Source organism: Mesorhizobium sp. ES1-4 (genome assembly GCF_020164745.1).
GTDB lineage: Bacteria > Pseudomonadota > Alphaproteobacteria > Rhizobiales > Rhizobiaceae > Mesorhizobium.
This window is the reverse complement of record NZ_JAIUGV010000003.1, coordinates 405823-423766: the sequence shown is the minus strand read 5'-3', so window position 1 is coordinate 423766 and position 17944 is coordinate 405823. Positions and strand designations below refer to the sequence as shown.

The 17944-nt window shown below is 64.2% G+C and carries 24 protein-coding genes and 1 tRNA gene; 10 read left to right on the top strand and 15 right to left on the bottom strand.

Translation table 11 applies throughout. From position 1 onward, the window contains the following. Window positions 1–71 precede the first annotated feature (71 nt). From ureG to ureC, 7 genes are all read right to left on the bottom strand, one after another. A complete protein-coding gene (gene ureG, locus LB556_RS08050) occupies window positions 72–713 on the bottom strand; it encodes an urease accessory protein UreG (RefSeq protein ID WP_224565832.1) in 642 nt (213 codons plus the stop codon). Continuing rightward, on the bottom strand, window positions 710–1150 hold the full coding sequence (locus tag LB556_RS08045) for a DUF3995 domain-containing protein (RefSeq protein ID WP_224565830.1): 441 nt from the start codon (window positions 1148–1150) through the stop codon (window positions 710–712). Before LB556_RS08045 ends, ureG begins: the two co-directional genes overlap by 4 nt. Further along, window positions 1147–1818 carry an urease accessory protein UreF gene (locus LB556_RS08040; RefSeq protein ID WP_224565828.1) on the bottom strand — a complete coding sequence of 224 codons (672 nt, stop codon included), beginning with the start codon at window positions 1816–1818 and terminating at the stop codon, window positions 1147–1149. The genes LB556_RS08045 and LB556_RS08040 overlap by 4 nt, the downstream gene beginning before the upstream one ends. Then, window positions 1811–2386, bottom strand: a complete 576-nt coding sequence (locus LB556_RS08035) for an urease accessory protein UreE (protein WP_224565826.1) — start codon at window positions 2384–2386, stop codon at window positions 1811–1813. Before LB556_RS08035 ends, LB556_RS08040 begins: the two co-directional genes overlap by 8 nt. Beyond that, complete coding sequence (locus LB556_RS08030) at window positions 2383–2988, bottom strand: glutathione S-transferase family protein (RefSeq protein ID WP_224565824.1); 606 nt, start codon at window positions 2986–2988, stop codon at window positions 2383–2385. The genes LB556_RS08035 and LB556_RS08030 overlap by 4 nt, the downstream gene beginning before the upstream one ends. Before the next feature lie 44 nt (window positions 2989–3032). Continuing rightward, complete coding sequence (locus LB556_RS08025; RefSeq protein ID WP_224565822.1) at window positions 3033–3626, bottom strand: hypothetical protein; 594 nt, start codon at window positions 3624–3626, stop codon at window positions 3033–3035. 98 nt (window positions 3627–3724) lie between these two features. Beyond that, the gene (gene ureC / locus LB556_RS08020; RefSeq protein WP_224565820.1) at window positions 3725–5437 is read right to left on the bottom strand and encodes an urease subunit alpha; all 1713 of its coding nucleotides are present in this window, start codon (window positions 5435–5437) and stop codon (window positions 3725–3727) included. 167 nt (window positions 5438–5604) lie between these two features. Here ureC and LB556_RS08015 point away from each other — a divergent pair, with 167 nt between their 5' ends. Next, the gene (locus LB556_RS08015) at window positions 5605–5997 is read left to right on the top strand and encodes a hypothetical protein (RefSeq protein ID WP_224565818.1); all 393 of its coding nucleotides are present in this window, start codon (window positions 5605–5607) and stop codon (window positions 5995–5997) included. Window positions 5998–6111: 114 nt separating this feature from the next. Then, window positions 6112–6624: a hypothetical protein gene (locus tag LB556_RS08010; RefSeq protein WP_224565817.1), complete on the top strand. Its 513-nt coding sequence runs from the start codon at window positions 6112–6114 to the stop codon at window positions 6622–6624. A 68-nt stretch (window positions 6625–6692) separates the two neighbouring features. On the opposite strand, the gene LB556_RS08005 is transcribed toward LB556_RS08010, so the two are convergent. Genes LB556_RS08005 through LB556_RS07985 form a run of 5 tightly spaced genes read right to left on the bottom strand, consistent with a single transcriptional unit; the run spans window position 6693 to window position 9046 of the window. Further along, on the bottom strand, window positions 6693–6998 hold the full coding sequence (locus LB556_RS08005) for an urease subunit beta (RefSeq protein WP_224565815.1): 306 nt from the start codon (window positions 6996–6998) through the stop codon (window positions 6693–6695). A gap of 6 nt (window positions 6999–7004) precedes the next feature. Beyond that, on the bottom strand, window positions 7005–7592 hold the full coding sequence (locus LB556_RS08000; protein WP_224565813.1) for a HupE/UreJ family protein: 588 nt from the start codon (window positions 7590–7592) through the stop codon (window positions 7005–7007). 15 nt (window positions 7593–7607) lie between these two features. Then, window positions 7608–7862 (bottom strand): DUF1272 domain-containing protein, encoded by a 255-nt coding sequence (locus LB556_RS07995; protein ID WP_224565811.1) that lies wholly within the window; start codon window positions 7860–7862, stop codon window positions 7608–7610. Window positions 7863–7872: 10 nt separating this feature from the next. Continuing rightward, on the bottom strand, window positions 7873–8175 hold the full coding sequence (locus tag LB556_RS07990) for an urease subunit gamma (RefSeq protein WP_224565808.1): 303 nt from the start codon (window positions 8173–8175) through the stop codon (window positions 7873–7875). A gap of 28 nt (window positions 8176–8203) precedes the next feature. Then, window positions 8204–9046, bottom strand: coding sequence for an urease accessory protein UreD (locus tag LB556_RS07985; RefSeq protein ID WP_224565806.1), 843 nt, complete (start codon window positions 9044–9046; stop codon window positions 8204–8206). A gap of 200 nt (window positions 9047–9246) precedes the next feature. Between LB556_RS07985 and LB556_RS07980 the strand changes: the two genes are divergently transcribed. The 3 genes from LB556_RS07980 (at window position 9247) to LB556_RS07970 (ending at window position 11595) form a co-directional block, all read left to right on the top strand. Continuing rightward, the gene (locus tag LB556_RS07980) at window positions 9247–9501 is read left to right on the top strand and encodes an acyl carrier protein (protein ID WP_224565804.1); all 255 of its coding nucleotides are present in this window, start codon (window positions 9247–9249) and stop codon (window positions 9499–9501) included. Between the two features lie 4 nt (window positions 9502–9505). Further along, window positions 9506–10714 (top strand): beta-ketoacyl-[acyl-carrier-protein] synthase family protein, encoded by a 1209-nt coding sequence (locus LB556_RS07975; RefSeq protein ID WP_224565802.1) that lies wholly within the window; start codon window positions 9506–9508, stop codon window positions 10712–10714. Between the two features lie 176 nt (window positions 10715–10890). After that, window positions 10891–11595, top strand: a complete 705-nt coding sequence (locus tag LB556_RS07970; protein WP_224565800.1) for a glutathione S-transferase N-terminal domain-containing protein — start codon at window positions 10891–10893, stop codon at window positions 11593–11595. A 27-nt stretch (window positions 11596–11622) separates the two neighbouring features. Here LB556_RS07970 and LB556_RS07965 read toward each other — a convergent pair whose 3' ends face one another. The 3 genes from LB556_RS07965 to LB556_RS07955 all read right to left on the bottom strand — a co-directional run bounded on the left by LB556_RS07965 (window position 11623) and on the right by LB556_RS07955 (window position 13908). Continuing rightward, window positions 11623–11964: a hypothetical protein gene (locus tag LB556_RS07965; RefSeq protein ID WP_224565798.1), complete on the bottom strand. Its 342-nt coding sequence runs from the start codon at window positions 11962–11964 to the stop codon at window positions 11623–11625. Window positions 11965–12059: 95 nt separating this feature from the next. Next, entirely contained in the window at window positions 12060–12671 is a 612-nt protein-coding gene (locus LB556_RS07960) for a nucleoside triphosphate hydrolase (protein WP_224565796.1), read from the bottom strand. 127 nt (window positions 12672–12798) lie between these two features. Then, window positions 12799–13908: a hypothetical protein gene (locus LB556_RS07955; RefSeq protein WP_224565794.1), complete on the bottom strand. Its 1110-nt coding sequence runs from the start codon at window positions 13906–13908 to the stop codon at window positions 12799–12801. A 238-nt stretch (window positions 13909–14146) separates the two neighbouring features. On the opposite strand from LB556_RS07955, the gene LB556_RS07950 reads away from it, so the two are divergent. The 5 genes from LB556_RS07950 to LB556_RS07930 all read left to right on the top strand — a co-directional run bounded on the left by LB556_RS07950 (window position 14147) and on the right by LB556_RS07930 (window position 17935). Then, complete coding sequence (locus LB556_RS07950) at window positions 14147–15040, top strand: D-alanyl-D-alanine carboxypeptidase family protein (protein ID WP_224565792.1); 894 nt, start codon at window positions 14147–14149, stop codon at window positions 15038–15040. 173 nt (window positions 15041–15213) lie between these two features. Further along, window positions 15214–16137: a DUF1003 domain-containing protein gene (locus LB556_RS07945; RefSeq protein WP_224565790.1), complete on the top strand. Its 924-nt coding sequence runs from the start codon at window positions 15214–15216 to the stop codon at window positions 16135–16137. A gap of 300 nt (window positions 16138–16437) precedes the next feature. Next, window positions 16438–16514 (top strand) — tRNA-Arg (locus tag LB556_RS07940). Window positions 16515–16826: 312 nt separating this feature from the next. Then, window positions 16827–17084 carry a helix-turn-helix transcriptional regulator gene (locus LB556_RS07935; RefSeq protein ID WP_224565788.1) on the top strand — a complete coding sequence of 86 codons (258 nt, stop codon included), beginning with the start codon at window positions 16827–16829 and terminating at the stop codon, window positions 17082–17084. 185 nt (window positions 17085–17269) lie between these two features. After that, on the top strand, window positions 17270–17935 hold the full coding sequence (locus LB556_RS07930; protein WP_224565786.1) for a conjugal transfer protein TraG N-terminal domain-containing protein: 666 nt from the start codon (window positions 17270–17272) through the stop codon (window positions 17933–17935). Window positions 17936–17944: the final 9 nt, after the last annotated feature.

Here is a 17944-nt window from a genome sequence, read left to right as displayed (position 1 = left end):
TCCTCCGGTTTCCGCGACAATGCCGCGCTGCGCTGGTGCCCGCAACCGCTTTCGCTTGGTGCAGAAGCCAGCTATGCCGCCGTGCTTGCGGCGCCAACTGTCCCCAGTCCGCCGTGCTCGACGATGAAATCGATCACCTCCTGCAGCCCCTTGCCGCGCGAAAGATCCGTGAAGCCGAACGGACGCTTGCCGCGCATGCGGGTGGCGTCGCTCTCCATGACATCGAGGTTGACGTTCACATAGGGCGCGAGGTCGCTCTTGTTGATGATGAGGAAATCGGATCGCGTGATCGCCGGGCCGCCCTTGCGCGGGATTTCTTCGCCCTGGCAGACCGAGATGACATAGAGCGTCAGGTCGGCAAGATCCGGCGAGAAGGTTGCGGCCAGGTTGTCGCCGCCGGATTCGATGAAGATGATGTCGAGATCGGGGAATTTGCGATTCAGCTCGGCGATGGCCTGCAGATTGATCGAGGCGTCCTCGCGAATGGCGGTGTGCGGGCAGCCGCCGGTCTCGACGCCGACGATGCGGTCCTCCGGCAGCGCCTGCAGCCGGGCTAGCATCATGGCGTCTTCCCTGGTGTAGATGTCATTGGTGACGACGGCGATGGAAAACTCGTCGCGCAGCGCCTTGCAGAGTTTTTCGGTGAGCGTCGTCTTGCCGGAGCCGACGGGACCGCCAATGCCGATGCGAAGAGGACCGTTGGCTTGTGTCATGTCGGGAACCCCATGATGGCAAGGACCGTGAAGCCGAGCCCGATCAATAGGCACAGCGGCGAATAGAGACTTGTATCGAGCCGCGCGAAAGGCTGTTGCGGCGCCAGCCGGCGCCACCAGGGCGTGAAACCGGCGATGCCGCGCCCCAGGAACACCAGACCGATCAGCATCGACGTGGCGGCAAGGCCCTCCTTTGGAAAAGGCGAGGCAAAGAAACCGATGAGCGCCAGCGGCCACAGCGTTGCCAGCCCAAGGCAAGCGGCAACGGCGAAACTGGCGAACGGGGTCGGCATTTCGTCGACCCCGCGAAAGCCCACGACGGCGTGGGCGCAGGACGCGGCATCCCTACCCGGCCAGATGCCGCCGATGCCCCAATAGACATGCAGTGCCGTAATCAGCAGCAGGACGAATGAGAGGACGAAGGCGAGGAGGATCATGAGCGGAACAATCGCGAATATTGGGTTTCGTGCTTCATCGCCGTGATGTCGGAGACGAGGGCGCAGCCGCCGAGATCGTCCGGTGTCGATCCGGACGCGCGGGCGGCGGTTGCCAGCGCCAGGGGCTCGAAACCTGCGAGCAGCGCCGTGGCCTCGTTCTGGCCGATCACGCCGAGCCGGATCGCGGCCTGGACGAGGTTGGAGAAGAAGGCTTGCAGGAAGGCGGCCAGCGCGTCCTGCAGCGCAATGCCGTTGCCGCCAGCGACAGCGCCGACAGCGATGCAATAGGCGCATTCGGCTGGCAAGCGCTGCATTACGGGATTGGGCCAGGGGCCGGCCGCCTTAAGGAAGGCCGCGCCTTGCAGCATGGTCTCGGTGTGGCGTTCGCGCGAGCCGGCCAGTGCCTCGGCCAGTGCGGCGATTTCGTCCAGGTCGCCGCCTTCGCGGGCGCGGCGCCAGCTCTCGGCGAACAGCACGGCATCGTTCCAGCCCGAACCCATCTCGACCAGGGTCTCCAGCCAGGCAGCGAGGCTGTTGCCGTCGCGCACCAGCCCGTCATGGACGGCGCGCTCGAGACCATGGCTGTAGGAGAAGCCGCCCACCGGAAAGACCGGCGAAAGCCAAGCCATCAGCCGCAGCAGGGCGATGCCGGAGGGCTGGTCAGTCATGATGATGATCGTGATGCGAATGCGCGTGGCTGTGCGAATGGGATTCGTCATGGCCATGGCTGTGCGCCTCGGCATGGCTGTGCGCATGGCCGTGATCGTGGCCGCCGGAATAGGCGCCGCGCACCGGCTTGAACGGCTCCGAGACCTCACGCACCGTGGCGCCGAGCCCCTCCAGCATCGTCTTGATGACATGATCGCGCAGGATGAGGATGCGGTGCGCCTCGATGCCGGCGGCGAGATGGCGGTTGCCGATATGCCAGGCGAGCTCGGCCAGATGCACGGCGTCACGGGCGCGGATGTCATAGACCTCTTCCGGCGCCGCGCCGATCTCGACATGGCGGTCATCCTCCAGCACCAGCCGGTCGCCGTCGTTGAGGACAACCGGCTCGGGCAGGTCGACCAGCACCTTGCCGCCATCGGCGAGCTCGATGGCGCGGCGGCGCAGATGCCGCTCGTCATGGGCAAGCACAGCCTTGGCAAACGGGGCGGACGCTCCTGCCTCGCCGGCGGGCAGCACGGAAACGGCGCGCGGGAACTTTGTGAAATCGGTCTTGATATCGAGCTTCATTTCATGGCTCCGCCATTGGCTTGCGCCCGCGCACGGGCAGGGCGCGAAAGCACCCGGTCGAGATAGGCGTTGACGCGCTCGGACCCGATCGGGAACCGGCCGGCACGCGCCCAGCCGCCCATGTCGCCGAGCAGCACGTCGACGGCCGAAAACCTGTCGCCCAGTGCGAACGGCCTGTCGCCCAGCCGCCGGTCCAATGCCTTGACTTCCGAGGCGAAGTCATAGGCCGCGGCGGGACCGACATCGACCCGCACCTCTTTCGGCAACAGGAAGCGGTGGCGCAGCTTGTTCCACAGCGGCGCCTCGAACTCGCTCTGGGCAAAATGCATCCAGGAATCCATCTCGGCACGGCCGGCGAGACCGGGATTGGCGCCCATCCCCGCGTCGGCGTGCTTCTCCGCCAGATAGACGCAGATCGCCGCCGAATCCGTAACCGTCAGCTCGCCATCGATAAGGATCGGCACCTTGCCCGACGGATTGAGTTCGTAGGCTTCCGGCGAGCGGAGCTTGACCTCGACGAATTCATAAGGCTGCCCGAGTTCCTCCAGCATCCAGAGGACGCGGCTGACCCGTGATCCGCGCGACCCGACCGCCTTGTACATCGTTGAACCTGCCTTTCCCCGGCACTCTAGATCATCGGCCGGTGTCATACGATCGTGTCGAAGAGCCGCAGGATGAACGATACCTGATAGATCAGCGCCGCCGTGACGAAGGCGATGTGGAAGCGGCGGTCGCGCACCAGGATCGCGGCGATGCAGAACGCGACGAAGATCGGCGTCCGGAACAGATATTCGCTGCCGAAGCGGGCGAAGTGCTCCGGACCTTTCAAAAGCGTGTCGATGACATCGAGAAGATAGGTCGCGGCCAGCAGGCCGAAGAACCAGGCGCGGCGCGAATAGAAGAAGTCCTCGTAGCTGGTGTAGTCCAGCATCGAATCCGGAAACAGCAGCGCGCAGAGCAGGAACAGCGTGATGGCGTAAAGGATGATGAAAAGGTATTTGCCGAAGGTCCAGGTTTCGATGGCGTAGAGGCCGAACTCCCACCACCAGAAATGCACCAGCATCAACAGCACCGAGGCGACCCACGCCAGATGCACCGGATAGAGCCGGTACTGGCCGGGATGTTGGACGATGCGCGCCACCCCCGACAGCAGGCGGGCGACACCAAGCCCGATCACCATGCCCATGACGATGCGGATATGCGGGAAGATGTCGTGGGCGGAGGCTATTTCAGTTGCCATACCTGATCACAATGCGGCTTTTCGTGACCGCATATTGCGGCGTAGAGTCCCCTGCCGCAACGGATTTTGCACCACCCGACGCGACGGCCGATTTCGCCTCAGAACAGAAAATACCGCTGCGCCATCGGCAGCACGGTCGCCGGCTCGCAGGTCAGCAACTCGCCGTCGGCGCGGACCTCGTAGGTTTCCGGGTCGACCTCGACATGCGGCGTGGCGTCGTTGAGCACCATTGAGCGCTTGCCGATGCCGCCGCGGGTGTTTTCGACGGCGACGAACTGCTTGTCGACGCCAAGCCGGCCATGCAGGCCTGACTCAAGTGCGGCTTTCGAGACGAAGGTCACGGATGAATTGGTCCTGGCCTTGCCATAGGCGCCGAACATCGGCCGGTAATGCATCGGCTGCGGCGTCGGGATGGAGGCATTGGGATCGCCCATCGGCGCGGCCGCGATCATGCCGCCGATCAGCACCATGTCGGGCTTGACGCCGAAGAAGGCCGGGTTCCACAGCACCAGGTCGGCACGTTTGCCGACCGCCACCGAACCGATCTCCTTCGACAGGCCGTGGGCGATAGCCGGGTTGATGGTGTACTTGGCGATGTAGCGGCGGACGCGGAAATTGTCGTTGTCGCCCGTCTCCTGCGGCAACGATCCGCGCTGTCGCTTCATCTTGTCGGCGGTCTGCCAGGTCCGGATCGCCACCTCGCCGACACGGCCCATGGCCTGGCTGTCGGACGAGATGATCGAGAAGGCGCCGATGTCATGCAGGATGTCCTCGGCCGCGATGGTCTCCTTGCGGATGCGGCTTTCAGCGAAGGCGATGTCCTCGGGGATCGACGGCGACAGATGATGGCAGACCATCAGCATGTCGAGGTGTTCGGCCAGCGTGTTGACCGTGTAGGGCCGCGTCGGGTTGGTCGACGAGGGGATGACGTTGGGCAGGCCGCAGACCTTGATGATGTCAGGCGCATGGCCGCCGCCGGCGCCTTCGGTGTGGAAGGCGTGGATGGTGCGGCCCTTGATGGCCGCGACCGTGTTCTCGACGAAGCCGCTCTCGTTCAGCGTGTCGGTGTGGATCATCACCTGCACGTCGTAGTCGTCGGCGACCGACAGGCAGCAGTCGATCGCCGCCGGCGTCGTGCCCCAATCCTCGTGCAGTTTCAGCGAGCAGGCGCCCCCCAGCACCATTTCCTCGAGTGCTGCCGGCAGCGAGGCATTGCCCTTGCCCGACAGGCCGATATTCATCGGGAAAGCGTCGAAGGACTGGATCATGCGTGCCATGTGCCACGGTCCTGGCGTGCAGGTCGTGGCCAGCGTGCCATGCGCCGGGCCGGTGCCGCCGCCGAGCATGGTGGTGATGCCCGACATCAGCGCCTCCTCGATCTGCTGCGGGCAGATGAAGTGGATATGCGCGTCGAAGCCGCCGGCGGTGAGGATCTTGCCTTCGCCGGCGATGATCTCGGTGCCGGGGCCGATGACGATGGTGACCCCGTCCTGCATGTCCGGATTGCCGGCTTTTCCGATCGCGGCGATGCGGCCGTCCCTGAGGCCGATATCGGCCTTGAATATGCCGGCACCCGCATCGATCACCAGCGCGTTGGTGATGACGGTATCGACCGCTCCTGCAGCGCGGGAAACCTGGCTCTGGCCCATGCCGTCGCGGATGACCTTGCCGCCGCCGAATTTCACCTCCTCGCCATGGACGGTGAAATCCTTCTCGACCTCGATGATGAGCTCCGTGTCGGCAAGCCGCACTCTGTCGCCGACGGTCGGGCCATACATCTGGGCATAGGCGGCGCGGGTTATCCTGGCCATCGGCGATTGCTCCCGAAATGCGATGTCGTTGAAGCCGGCCTGCACATTGCCGCCATCCAATGGTCACGCAATGACCCGCCGGGCGACACCTTCTGATCCCATTTGGCGGTTGAGCTTGGCAGGTCACCCCAAGACGACCGTTTGCCAAATCGATGGAAGGAAAATCCATGCGCAAATCGATACTTCTTGCCGCCGCCGCCGCCGGCCTGATGCTCGCTGGCCCCGCCAGTGCCCAGCAGCAGCCTGCGCAACAGCCCGGACCGGCTACGACCGCCCCCGGGGCGAAAACGCCGGCCCCTGGCGGCCAGCAGGCCGCGCCGGCGATCCAGAGCGTCAATATTGTCGACATCACAGACCTGCCGAAGGACACCCAGACGCAGGTCAATCAGGTGATCGCCCAGCGTGGCGATGCCGGCCTTCAGAAGCTGCGCAGTTCGATTGACGCCACGCCCAAGGTGAAATCCGCCCTTCAGGCCAAGGGAATGACCTCGGCGCAGGTGGTCGCGGCCAGCATGGAGCCAAACGGCGCGCTGACCCTGATCACCAAGAAAGCGAGTTAAAGACCCGGCGCGGCGGGCCGGTATCCGGTCCGCCCGCCGAAATAGGAAGGGAACCGGGACAGGGCTGGGGGCGTTTCGTTTTCCAGGTGTTGGAGCAAACTGCGAAAGCGAACGATGGCCCCCATCACTCTTCCCGATGCCCGCTTGCTGCCCGACGCCCGATGGTTGCACGCCATTGCGGCGGCTGCGTTTCTGGCGGCGAGCGTTCCCCAGGCGGCAGTGAACGCGCAGGGGCTGGATAGTCCGGAGACCGTCGACCGCATCGTCGGCTCGCAAGTCAATCAGGAAGAGGCCAAGACGGCCGCGGAGATCGGCAAGGTCAGTTCCGCGATCGACCGCACGCGCGAAAATATCAGCACGGTGCGCAAGACGTCCAAGCTCGACAAGGTCGATATCGTGTTCCTGACCGATGCGGCACGCAGCGAGGGCGGCCCGCCGCCGGCCATCGAGAACAAGGTCCGGCAGCACCAGGAGGACGTCACCGAATTGCGCAAGGAGATCGAAGCCAACGCTTTGCTCTTCAATGCCATCGCTTCGCGGCGCGTGCTGGCGGATGACGTTCTCGCCGTCGAATTCGACAATCCCGGGAAGATCGTCATCTATGCGGCGGCCAAACCGTCGGACTGAGCCGGCAGCGTCTGCTCTCGTGCTTGTCCCCACGCGGGGCGCCCGCCGCGCATGAGACGCCACCGGCCTCACAGCTTGCCCATCACCTTCTGCTGGAACCCGTAGACCTCGCGCTTGCCGCCAAGAGGCACCAGCGTGACGTCGCGTTCCTGGCCGGGCTCGAAGCGCGTGGCCGTGCCGGCGGCGATGTCGAGGCGCATGCCGCGCGCCCGCTCGCGGTCGAATTTCAGCCCCTCATTGATTTCGAAGAAATGATAGTGGCTGCCGACCTGGACCGGCCGGTCGCCGCTATTGGCCACTTTCAGGGTGACGGTCGGCAGACCCTTGTTGAGTTCGATATCGCCTTGGGCGGGGATGATTTCGCCGGGGATCATCTGACCTCACACGACGCCAAAGACGAAGCCGACGCCGATCGCCGCGCAGGCGGCACCCGCGATGCGAGCCACGGCGCGGAACCGCATGCCAAGGCCAAGCCCGGCGGCGATGCCGATGGCATGGAGCAGCACGGTGGCGACGGCGAAGCCGGCCATATATTCGAGCCCGCCGGCATTTTCCGGCACTTCCGTGCCATGGGCATGGCCGTGAAACAGCGCGAACAGGCCGAGAATGGCGACACCGGCCGAAACAGGCAAATCGACCGCCAGCGCCACCAGCAGCCCGAGCGCCACGACCGAGGCCAGGATCCCCGGTTCGACGAAAGGCAGCGGCATGTGGGCCATGCCAAGGGCAGCGCCGCCCAGCATCACGCCGACAAAGGCCGCCGGCCACGCCCAGATCGCTCCGCCGCCCTTGAGCGCCGCCCACAGCCCGACCGCGATCATCACAGTCATATGATCAAGGCCGGACAAAGGATGCATGAAGCCGGCGGTGAACGAAGAGGTCGTGCCGATGCCGACATGGGCGTAGGCGGGCATGGCTGCCGCCAAAAGCAGGCTCGCCGAGAGGCACAGGCGTTGGACAGGGATCATTTTACTTGCCTTTCGTCAGGCGGCTTGGCGGGGGCCGCAGCCCTCGGCCTTGAGCACGCGTTTGGTCGAAGCCGGATATTTCTTCAGCATCGCTGCGGGGCGGATCGGCCGGGCTGTAAAATTGCCGCCGCAGTTCGGGCAGACGCCCCCGAGCACAGTGTCCACGCAGCCGGCGCAGAACGTGCACTCGAAAGTACAGATCCGCGCATCCCGCGCGTCCGGCGGCAGGTCCTTGTCACAGCATTCGCAGTTCGGGCGCAGCTCAAGCATGTCGGTCTCCTCACCTGATGGGTTCGTGCACGGTCACCAGCTTGGTGCCATCGGCAAAGGTTGCTTCCACCTGCACGTCATGGATCATCTCGGCGATGCCTTCCATCACCTGGGCGCGGCTGACGACATGGGCGCCGGCCTCCATCAGTTCGGCCACCGGGCGGCCATCGCGGGCGCCCTCGACGACGAAATCGGTGATCAGCGCGATCGCCTCCGGATGATTGAGCTTGACGCCGCGCTCCAGCCGCTTGCGCGCCACGACCGCCGCCATGGCGATCAGCAGCTTGTCCTTTTCCCTCGGCGTCAGGTTCATGCGGCTTCCTGAAATGATGCGGACACAGTCACAGTGACCATAATTTGGGCAGCCCCGCCCTTCCATTGAGCAATCCGACGAGCGGGACCAGCCGCTGGCGCAGCCGGTAGCCGTCCTCGGCGTAAAGCCTCGCAAGAAGCTTGCCAGATGTCTTCACGCTCCAGAGGCTGGCGCCGCCCCGGGCGCCAATGATCTCCCGGACCGGGTCGAGCAAGGCTTCTGCCCGCGGCGACACCAGCAGCAGCGTAGCCATGGCGATCGCGCCACCTGATATCGCCGTACGGGCCAGCGTGCCGGCAATCGCGGGTCCGATGCGGAAATCCTCGGCATGAATGAGGGTTCCTTCCCTGCGGACACGCCAGCGGTCGCGAAAAGTGCCCTGCGCGGCACGTTCGCCCATGGCCAGGCGGCCGAAGACAGTGGCTTCCAGCACCAGGGCTTCGGCGCCGGCCTCTAGCTCGACATCGAGCGTGCGGGCAAAGGCGGCGCGGTCGAAGACGATGGTTTCCTGCGGCAGCCAGGCGATGCTGCCATTCTCGCCGACAGTCAATCTGACCTGGACTTCGGCATGGTCCGATACGGCGCGATAGACTTTTTCGCAGGCCTGGGTCGTTATCGCGGCGCTGGCATCCGCGCCGACATCGACATCCCAGCCGAGGCGGTCGCCGCCGGTCAGCCCGCCGGCGGTATTGATCAGGACGGCCTCCAGCGGCCCGGCCGAAACGGCGGGCAGCCGGATCTTGGCGGAGCCGTCCTGATACAGGCGCCGCAGCCGCGTGCGGCCGTCGATGCTGGCGCAACCAAGCTGCGCCTTGCCCGCCGCGCGCTGGGCCAGCTGAGCTGAAAACTTCGTACTTTCGATCGTATCCACGCCGTCAGGTTAAGCACTGTGGTGCTTTTGTCGACATATAGCTTGTTGCTTGATGGCGTTTCCGTTTCTATAGAGGGAACCACCTTGGTACGGTCAGGCGCGCTTGACGGGGGTATAAGGCGAAGGTCGCGGCCTGCTATCGAGGACAAGAAGGCGCTTTTCAGTTGGCGTCGGGAAACGACAAGTGGGGAAGAAACCGAATGGCTGACCAGCTGGCAACGGACATCATCGAGAAGATCAAGGCCCATGCCGAGCCGGGCGGCGAGGAAATCACCACCGCTACCGAATTGACGGCGCTCGGCATCCATTCGCTGGAGCTGACCGAGATCATCTTCGACCTCGAGGAGCAATATGGCATCGAGATCGAGATGAACACGGTCGATGCCTGGAGCAATCTGAAGAATGTCGGCGACATGGTCGAGGCCGTTCGCGCGCTGATCGCGAAAAAAGCCTGACCGAATGCAAAAACGCGTCGTCATCACCGGCCTTGGCGGGATATGCGGGCTCGGCACCAATGTCCCGGCGATCTGGGATGAGATGCGCGCCGGCCGTTCGGCGATCGGCCCTATCGACAATCCCTTCCTGCACGATCTGAAGGTCAAGACCGGCTGCGAGATCAAAGCACTGCCCGACCATGGCATCGAGCGCAAGCAGCTGGTGTCGATGGATCGCTTCAGCCTGCTGGCTGTGCTCGCGGCCAAGGAAGCCATGCAGCAGTCCGGACTGGCTCCGCACGCCGAGAATAGCTATCGGATGGGAACCATTGTCGGCGTCGGTGTCTGCGGCTTCGAGACGATCGAGGAGAACTACCGCGCCATCCTGATCGAGGGCAAGAATCGCGCCGGCATCTTCACCGTGCCCAGGGTCATGCCGGGCGCCGCAGGCGGCCAGGTCAGCATGCATCTGGGTTTGCGCGGCCCCGTGTTTGGCGTCACTTCGGCTTGTTCGTCGGCCAATCATGCCATCGCATCGGCGGCCGACCAGATCAGGCTCGGCCGCGCCGACGTCATGGTGGCCGGTGGCACCGATGCGCCGCTGGTGTGGGGCGTGCTGAAGGGCTGGGAGGCGCTGCGCGTGCTGTCGCCAGACACCTGCCGTCCGTTCTCGGCTGACCGCCAGGGCCTGGTGCTGGGCGAAGGCGCCGGCATGGCGGTCCTGGAAAGCTACGAACACGCGATGGCGCGCGGCGCCACCATCTTGGCCGAGATCGCCGGCGCCGGCCTTTCGGCCGATGCCTCCGACATCGTCGCGCCGACCGTCGAGGGACCGGAAGCCGCGATGCGCTTCTGCCTGGCCGACGCCGGGCTCAATCCCGAGGATATCGACTACCTCAACGCGCACGGCACCGGCACCAAGGCCAACGACCAGATCGAGACGCTCGCGATCAAGCGCGTCTTCGGTGACCATGCGCGCGCTCTTTCGGTGTCCTCGACCAAGTCGATGCACGCCCATTGCCTGGGCGCCTCGGGCGGACTGGAGATGATCGCTTGCGTCATGGCGATTCGCGAAGGCGTCGTGCCGCCGACGGCGAATTACCGCGAGCCTGATCCCGATTGCGATCTCGACGTGACCCCCAATGTCGCGCGCGAGCGGAAGGTGCGCGCCGCCATCAGCAATGGTTTCGCCTTCGGCGGCACCAATGCGGTGCTGGCCTTCAAGGCGATCTGATCCCGGGCGGTCAAGGTAGCTCCCACGGTTCCGAACCGATTGACTGTCCCTGTATGGCGAAACCGTCGCCGCCATATTGATCCGGCCGCGCCGCGACCCTAGGTCTTGGCCGACCCGCCGACCCGCCGACCCGCCGCCGCGCCGCTTGGCGCAAATCCCCCGCCCAGGAGTTCTCGATGGCCGACCTGTCCGCCTTTCCGATCGCAACCCGTTGGCCGGCCAAGCATCCCGACCAGCTCCAGCTCTATTCGGCAACGACGCCGAACGGCGTGAAGATATCGATCGCGCTGGAGGAACTCGGCCTGCCTTACGAGCCGCATCTGATCAACATCGGCCAGAACGAGAGCTGGACCCCGGAATTCCTGTCGCTCAATCCCAATGGCAAGATCCCGGCGATCATTGATCCCAACGGACCCGGCGGCACGCCGATCGGCCTGTTCGAGTCCGGCGCCATCCTGCTCTATCTGGCGGAAAAGACCGGCCTGCTCATGCCCATCGACGCGGCGCGGCGCTACGAGACGATCCAGTGGGTGTTCTTCCAGATGGCCTCTGTCGGGCCGATGTTCGGCCAGGTCGGTTTCTTCCACAAATTCGCTGGCCGCGAGATTGCCGACAAACGGCCGCTGGAGCGCTACCGCGACGAATCGCGGCGCCTGCTCGGCGTTCTCGACGTCAGGCTGAAGGGCCGCAGATGGATCATGGACAATGACTACACCATCGCCGACATCTCGCTGATCGGCTGGGTGCGCAACCTGATCGGCTTCTACGAGGCGCGCGATCTGGTCGGCTTCGACGATTTCACCAACCTGGCGGCGTGGCTGGAGCGCGGCCTGGCGCGGCCTGCGGTGCAGAAGGGCCTGACCATCCCGGCGCGGAGCTGAACCCGCCGGCCCGGAAGCAACGCTGTCCTACTTTGCTTTCGCCTTGGATCCGCCTTTGCCGACCACGGAGGCGGCGAGGGACGCCACGCCTCGCGCCGTGGCCACCACCGCTCCGGCGGCGATGTTGGCTGCCGTGCGAACCTTCGAGTCGCCGGCCGCGGCCGGCTTCCTTGCTTGTGCGGTCCTGGCGGCTGCTTTCGGCGCGGCCGCTTTCGACGCGCCAGCCGGCATGACTTTTTTCGGCGGCGCCTTGCCAAAGGCGGGCTTGGCATCCTTGGAGCGCTGAGCGACCGCCGGACCTGCCCCGGCCTTCGCTTGCGTCGCCTGGGTTGGCTTGCCCTTGACGGGCTTTCTTGCCTTGGTTGCCATGGGACGGAATCCCTCTTGCGGCATGATTGCCTAGCAGGGATAACGCCCTTGAAAGTCTTAAGGTTCCCGTCGAAAAATGCCGACAATTATGCAGGTTAACCAACGACCAGGTCGGCCGCCCGCCGCCGTGCCAGCACACGTTCGATGTTGGGCATATCATTGGAGGCGATCCATGCGCGCGCGTCGGCTTCGGAACGGCCATGCTCATGCCAGCGTTCCATCAGGCGGCGTTCGAGCTCGTTGCGCGGCACGTCGACGAAAATCGAGAAATCGAACAGCGGCGCCAGGCGAGACCACGGCTCCTCGTCGAGCAGCAGGTAATTGCCTTCGACCAGGATGAACTTGGTCTCGGCGCCGACGATCGCCGCGGCGGCGCGCGACAATTCCATGCCGCGGTCGAAGACCGGAACGGCGATCTCGGCCTCGCCGGCGCGGATGCGCTTCAAAAGCGCCTCGAAGCCGCCGAAGTCGAACGTGTCAGGGGCGCCCTTTCGCGCGCGCAGGCCGCGCGCGTTGAGCACGATGTCGTCATAGTGGAAGCCGTCCATGGGTACGACTTCCACCGCGCCTTCCGGCAAAAGGTCATGCAGGCTTGTCGATAGTGTCGACTTGCCGGCGCCCGGCGGCCCGGCAATGGCGACGATGAAGCGCTTCGCCTTGCCGGCGCGCTTGAAGATGGTGGCGGCGAGGTGGGCGATTTCGGACATTTCTTGGCTCCTTCCGCACGACTTTGGGCGCATCTTGTCGGCAGTCGCTGGAAATTTCAAACCGCGATTTGCACGATCTAGAGCGAACGGTCATGGAAGCCAGCGCTGGCGAACACGATTGGTTCCCTTAGGCCTGCCCTTCAGCTTGCGCCGGCCGGCCGATGCGCAGAAATTCGCTGTCGAACGGCACCTCCGACGCCGTGGCGCCAGCCAATCGCAGGCGGCCATGCGACGTGGTGATCGCGTGCGGGAGTTCGCCACCCGACAGCGGCAATGCACCGATGACATGGCGGAACGAGACGGCGCGGCCCTCGCCGAGCGCGAATGCCGTCGCCACGCCCTCGCGTTTCAGCCAGTTGTCGCCGAGCGAGGCGGCGTGGCCGATCGCGGTGCGCCCATCCTCGATGCCGAGCACGCCGAGATGGCGGCCGCTCCACGGCGCGTAGTCGCGCCCGCCATTGCTGAACCACAGCATGGTGACCGGCAGCTCGGCCGGGTTCTTCAGCACCAGCACCAGATCGTCTTCGGCCTTGCGCGCAAGCGCGGTCCAGCCGGGTCCGCCATGATCGGCCTCGACCAAGGTGAGGAAATCCTCGCGCCGATCCTCCATGCGGTAGCTCGTGAGATCCAGAGTGCCGCCGCCGGCGGCGGGAAAATGCTCGAGGTCGGACGACCGACCGGGATAGGCCAGCACGAAGCGGCCGCGCGCGGGATCCGGCTCCAGCGGATCGGCTGGCGTGGCGGCAAACCGCTTCGGCGAGAAAGCCAGCCTGCCGCCGCCTTTCATCGCCGTCATCGGGTGATGGGCAACGGAAATCGCGCCGGATCCGCCGGAAAATATATGTTCCTGGTAGAGGAAGGGATGATCGTCGCGCAGCGTGAAAATCTTGTCGACGCTGGCGCCCATCACCTTGCGCCGCAGCCGGAAGACCGTCCGCCAGCCATCATCCGTCGCGCCGCTTTGGGTGACATCCCAGGCACTGTTGGCCGGCCAGCCATGCAGCGGCGCCTCCTCGACATCGCTGCGCGAAAACGGCGCGCAGAGAAAGTCGCCGGAAAGCCGGACGGTGCCCCGCGGCAGGTCTGGCGGCAGCATCTCGCCTGCATCGACCCAGGGCGCGCGGTGGAGTGGCCGCAACTGGCGCCCGCCGCTCTCGACGGTCATGTCGGCGATGTGGCCGACCGTGAGGTCGAGCGAAACCGAAATGCCCTTGGCTTTGATCGTGATGAAATCCATGGCTGCACTCGCCGATTCTGATGCCCGCACCAGAACCCGTTCGCGGTGGTTTGCGCAAGCGGGGCGTCAGGCATTTTGCATCAGGTGCCCGGCGACGTGGAGGTGAGCGAGGTGGAGGTAAGGTGGTCCGTGCCTCGACATTCCAGGGGCTAACCGGCATTAACCAAATGGACGCATCCGCCGCGTTACGTTAGCTTCGCTTCATCTCAGCAACCGCATCGCCAGAACAGTTCAGCCCTTGTCCTTTCCGCGCCTTCTTCCGCTCTTCCAGAAAATCATCGCTGCCCTCGCCCTGGCGGCCTTCGTTGCCGGCTGCTCGACCACGACCCCGCCCGACTCGGTGCTGGCCGTGCCGGCGCCGCCGCAGAAATACGCGGCCATCGTTGTCGACGCAAAAACCGGCAAGCAGCTGTTCGAGGTCAATTCGACAGTGCAGCGTTATCCGGCGTCACTGACCAAGATGATGACGCTCTATTTGCTGTTCGAGGCGATGGAGACCGGCCGCGTCACCAAGGAAACGCAGATCCCGGTTTCCGGTCACGCCGCCTCGCAGCCGCCGACCAAGCTGCGCTTCCGCCGCGGCGAGAGCATCGACGTCGATTCCGCCATTCGCGCCATCGTCGTCAAATCGGCCAATGACGTGGCGGTGGCGGTGGGCGAATATCTCGGCGGCTCGGAGGACCAGTTCGCCGCCATGATGACATCCAGGGCCCGCGCGCTCGGCATGACCAGCACCACCTTCCGCAACGCATCCGGCCTGCCCGACGACGGCCAGGTGACAACCGCGCGCGACATGGCGGTGCTCGGCATGTCGTTGCAGCGGCGCTTCCCGCAGCACTTCCATTATTTTTCCGAAAGCGACTTCATGTTCCGCGGCAGGCTGGTGCGCGGCCACAACGACATGCTGGGCCGCGTGCGCGGCGTCAACGGCATCAAGACCGGCTACATCAGGGCCTCCGGCTTCAACATCGTCACCTCCTACGACGCCGACGGCCGCCAGCTGATCGTGGTGGTGATGGGCGCCGACAGCGCCCGCCAGCGCAACGACCATGTCGAGGCGCTGATCCAGCGCAGCCTGTCGCCGACGATGGCCGACACCAAGACCAGGCTGATGTTCGCCGAACAGCAATGAGCTGGGAGAAGCCGGGGCGCTTCGGCCAACCCATAAAACCCCGCAGCCGGCTATCGTCTTGCCGGTGTCACGCAATCGTGCGGAAGACGTGGCATAGGCTGCGGAATCCGACAGTGGATATGCCCCGCCGCCATGGCGTATTCTAGACTACAGCGCGACAGCAGGAGCCCATCATGAGCACCGTTCCCAAGGCATCCGAGCAGAAGTCGGCCGACAATGAGAACGACAGCGGCGGCGAGTATTTCGAGGCGCCGACCACGCAAGCCGACCTGCACGAGGTTTCCGACGAGCATTTCGATACCCCCGAAGTGCCGGATTCCGAACCGGGCGGACCCGGCGCGTCGCGGCTGAAGCCGAAGAAGAAACCGTCGGCGATCTCGGGCCGCAAGTTCCGCAAGCGCGACCTGGTGCGCATCGACGATCTGCGCCCGAGCCTTGGCGACCGCATCCGCTCCGACCATCCGGATCTGCCCAAGGGCGCGCGCATCAGCCGCGACGAGCTCGGCCGCTACCGCATGCGCTACATGGAGGAGCTGCTGCAGCAGGAGCACGGCGAATTTTCCGAGCTCGACCGCCAGGTGGTGGAATCGATCGCCCGGCAGGACACGATTTCGGAAAACAGCGAAGAAGAGTTCGAGGAGCACCGGACGTTCGCCGACCGCGTCTCCGACGGCATGGCCGCCTTTGGCGGCAGCTGGTGGTTCCTGATTTCGTTCGGCAGCGTGCTTCTGGTGTGGATCGGCATCAATCTGTTCGAGGGCATGGCGGGCGCCTTCGATCCCTACCCCTTCATCCTGCTTAACCTGCTGCTCTCCTGCATCGCCGCCATCCAGGCGCCGATCATCATGATGAGCCAGAAGCGCCAGGAGGTGAAAGACCGCCTGCGCTCCTTCAACGACTACCGCGTCAACCTCAAGGCCGAGCTCGAAGTGCGCCATCTGCACGAAAAGCTCGACTACCTCATCTCGCGCCAATGGACGCGGCTGGCGGAGATGCAGCAGATGCAGCTCGATGCCATGCACGAACTGGCGAGCGCGAAGAAGGCGAAGCGGACCGCGCGCGCGCGACGGACGGTGAAGAGCCCGGCGGGGCAGTGAGGTTGGTGGAGTGGTCCGCGTAGCGGACGAAAAGCCAACGGCCTGGCTTTCGAGCTTCGAACGGTGAAGTGCCGGTCCGCCTTCGGACGGATCAAAAAGTCCAGCGGACCTTTTAAGGCGCTGAACGCCCGAAGGGCAGGGAGCCTGCGAGGGGCAGGACGCCGTACGGCAGGCCCGGACGCATCAAGCCAAGTTCGCAACGCCCCCAATTGCCCGTTGAAGCCCGCGCCAGCTTCCGCTAAGAAGCCGTGACTTGCCGGTTCACCGGCTGGTTCGTTTTCCGGGCTCGTTGCCCTGAAAGCACCCGTAGCTCAGCTGGATAGAGCGCTGCCCTCCGAAGGCAGAGGTCACAGGTTCGAATCCTGTCGGGTGCGCCAACAAAATCAATAATTTGCAGTTCAGCTAGCGAACTTCTCGGTTCGCTAGCAACCACCTAGCAATCACCATTTTCATACTTGACCCCGTTGCCAGTTATGATGCATCGTTGAATTCGCGCTGCCGTTTGGCAGAGGGCGCAACTCAGGACATACCCGAAATCGTCATTGGCAAGCTGGCTTAGCCATTGCCCGAGTGACTCCGTTTCGGCTTTGAAATTTCACCGATTTGGTGAGGTTCTGAGGTTGCGCGGCGTCTTAGCTCAAAGACGACTGAATCAGCTCCAAGACCTTGCCGAGCGCAAGGAGTCTGGGATGTTGAAAAGTGAACATATAAAAGTTGACGATGGAGAAGTGGAAGTCGGCCATAGCGTTCTGCTTCGTCCGAACGAGGTGGCCGCTGCCTTGTGCATCAGCCCGAAAACACTTGCGAATTGGCGGGTGGCTGGTGGCGGTCCTAAATTTGTCAAGCTCGGCTCGCGGGTCGCCTACGCCGTATCCGATTTGGACCAATTCATCCGCGCGAACAAATTCGGGTCGACCACCGAATTTGATGCACGAGATGACAAATGAGGATCCAGTGGCTTAAATATTTGCCGAACTTTGACCCGATCTCGATCATACGCAAGGAACAGAGGGATACCTCTAACGCCTTGCGGTGGCTGGGCCTTGACCACCTCCCCATGCGGGAGTCCTCGGATATCTATCCTTGTCGAGGCGGTCTTTGCCCACGTTGCATACGGCAGCTCCGCATCAACTTGCTCGACTTCCTGTATGACGAGCGCCTGCATTATGTCGCTTGGCACTTCGTCACCATCCGCGTTGCGGGCTGGACCGTTCCGCCCGGCGGCGACCGCCCTTTCGGGCAGCTTCGCGATCAGCCCTGCATCTACGCCCTGATGGCCAAGTTCCGGCGTATGAAGATCGACGACCTGCTGATCTTCGGTTCTCTCGAGACCGTCTACGTTACGGTCGACAACGTTCCTGCGGGGAAGCCCTTCCATATCCACCTTATGGTTTCGGGGGCCTCCGAAGCCGAGATCACCAAGGCTGTCAACACATCCATAACCTTGGACTTCTCGGTTCCACGCCCTCTTCGGGTTGATCCTGTTCTTCCGACGGATAAGGACTTCTTCCGCTGCGCCTCTTACGCCTTCAAGCAGCCTCTGGCCAAAAAGTCGAAGGCATCGATGGATGATGACGGCGTACGGCAACTTCTTAAACCTGCCGAGCGCCGTGAAATCATCCTGAATTATGGAGTGCACGGGTGGCGGGACCGTCTGATCCTGCTGGGCATACGTTGCGACAACGGCCCATTTAGGCTCATCGCCAATTTGTCGACGACGGCACGAAGCGCGATTTCTACGAGGTTGCGCAAACTGCGACCGGGACAGTCACGGCGACCGCCTACGGGGCAAGGATGACCATGTCAC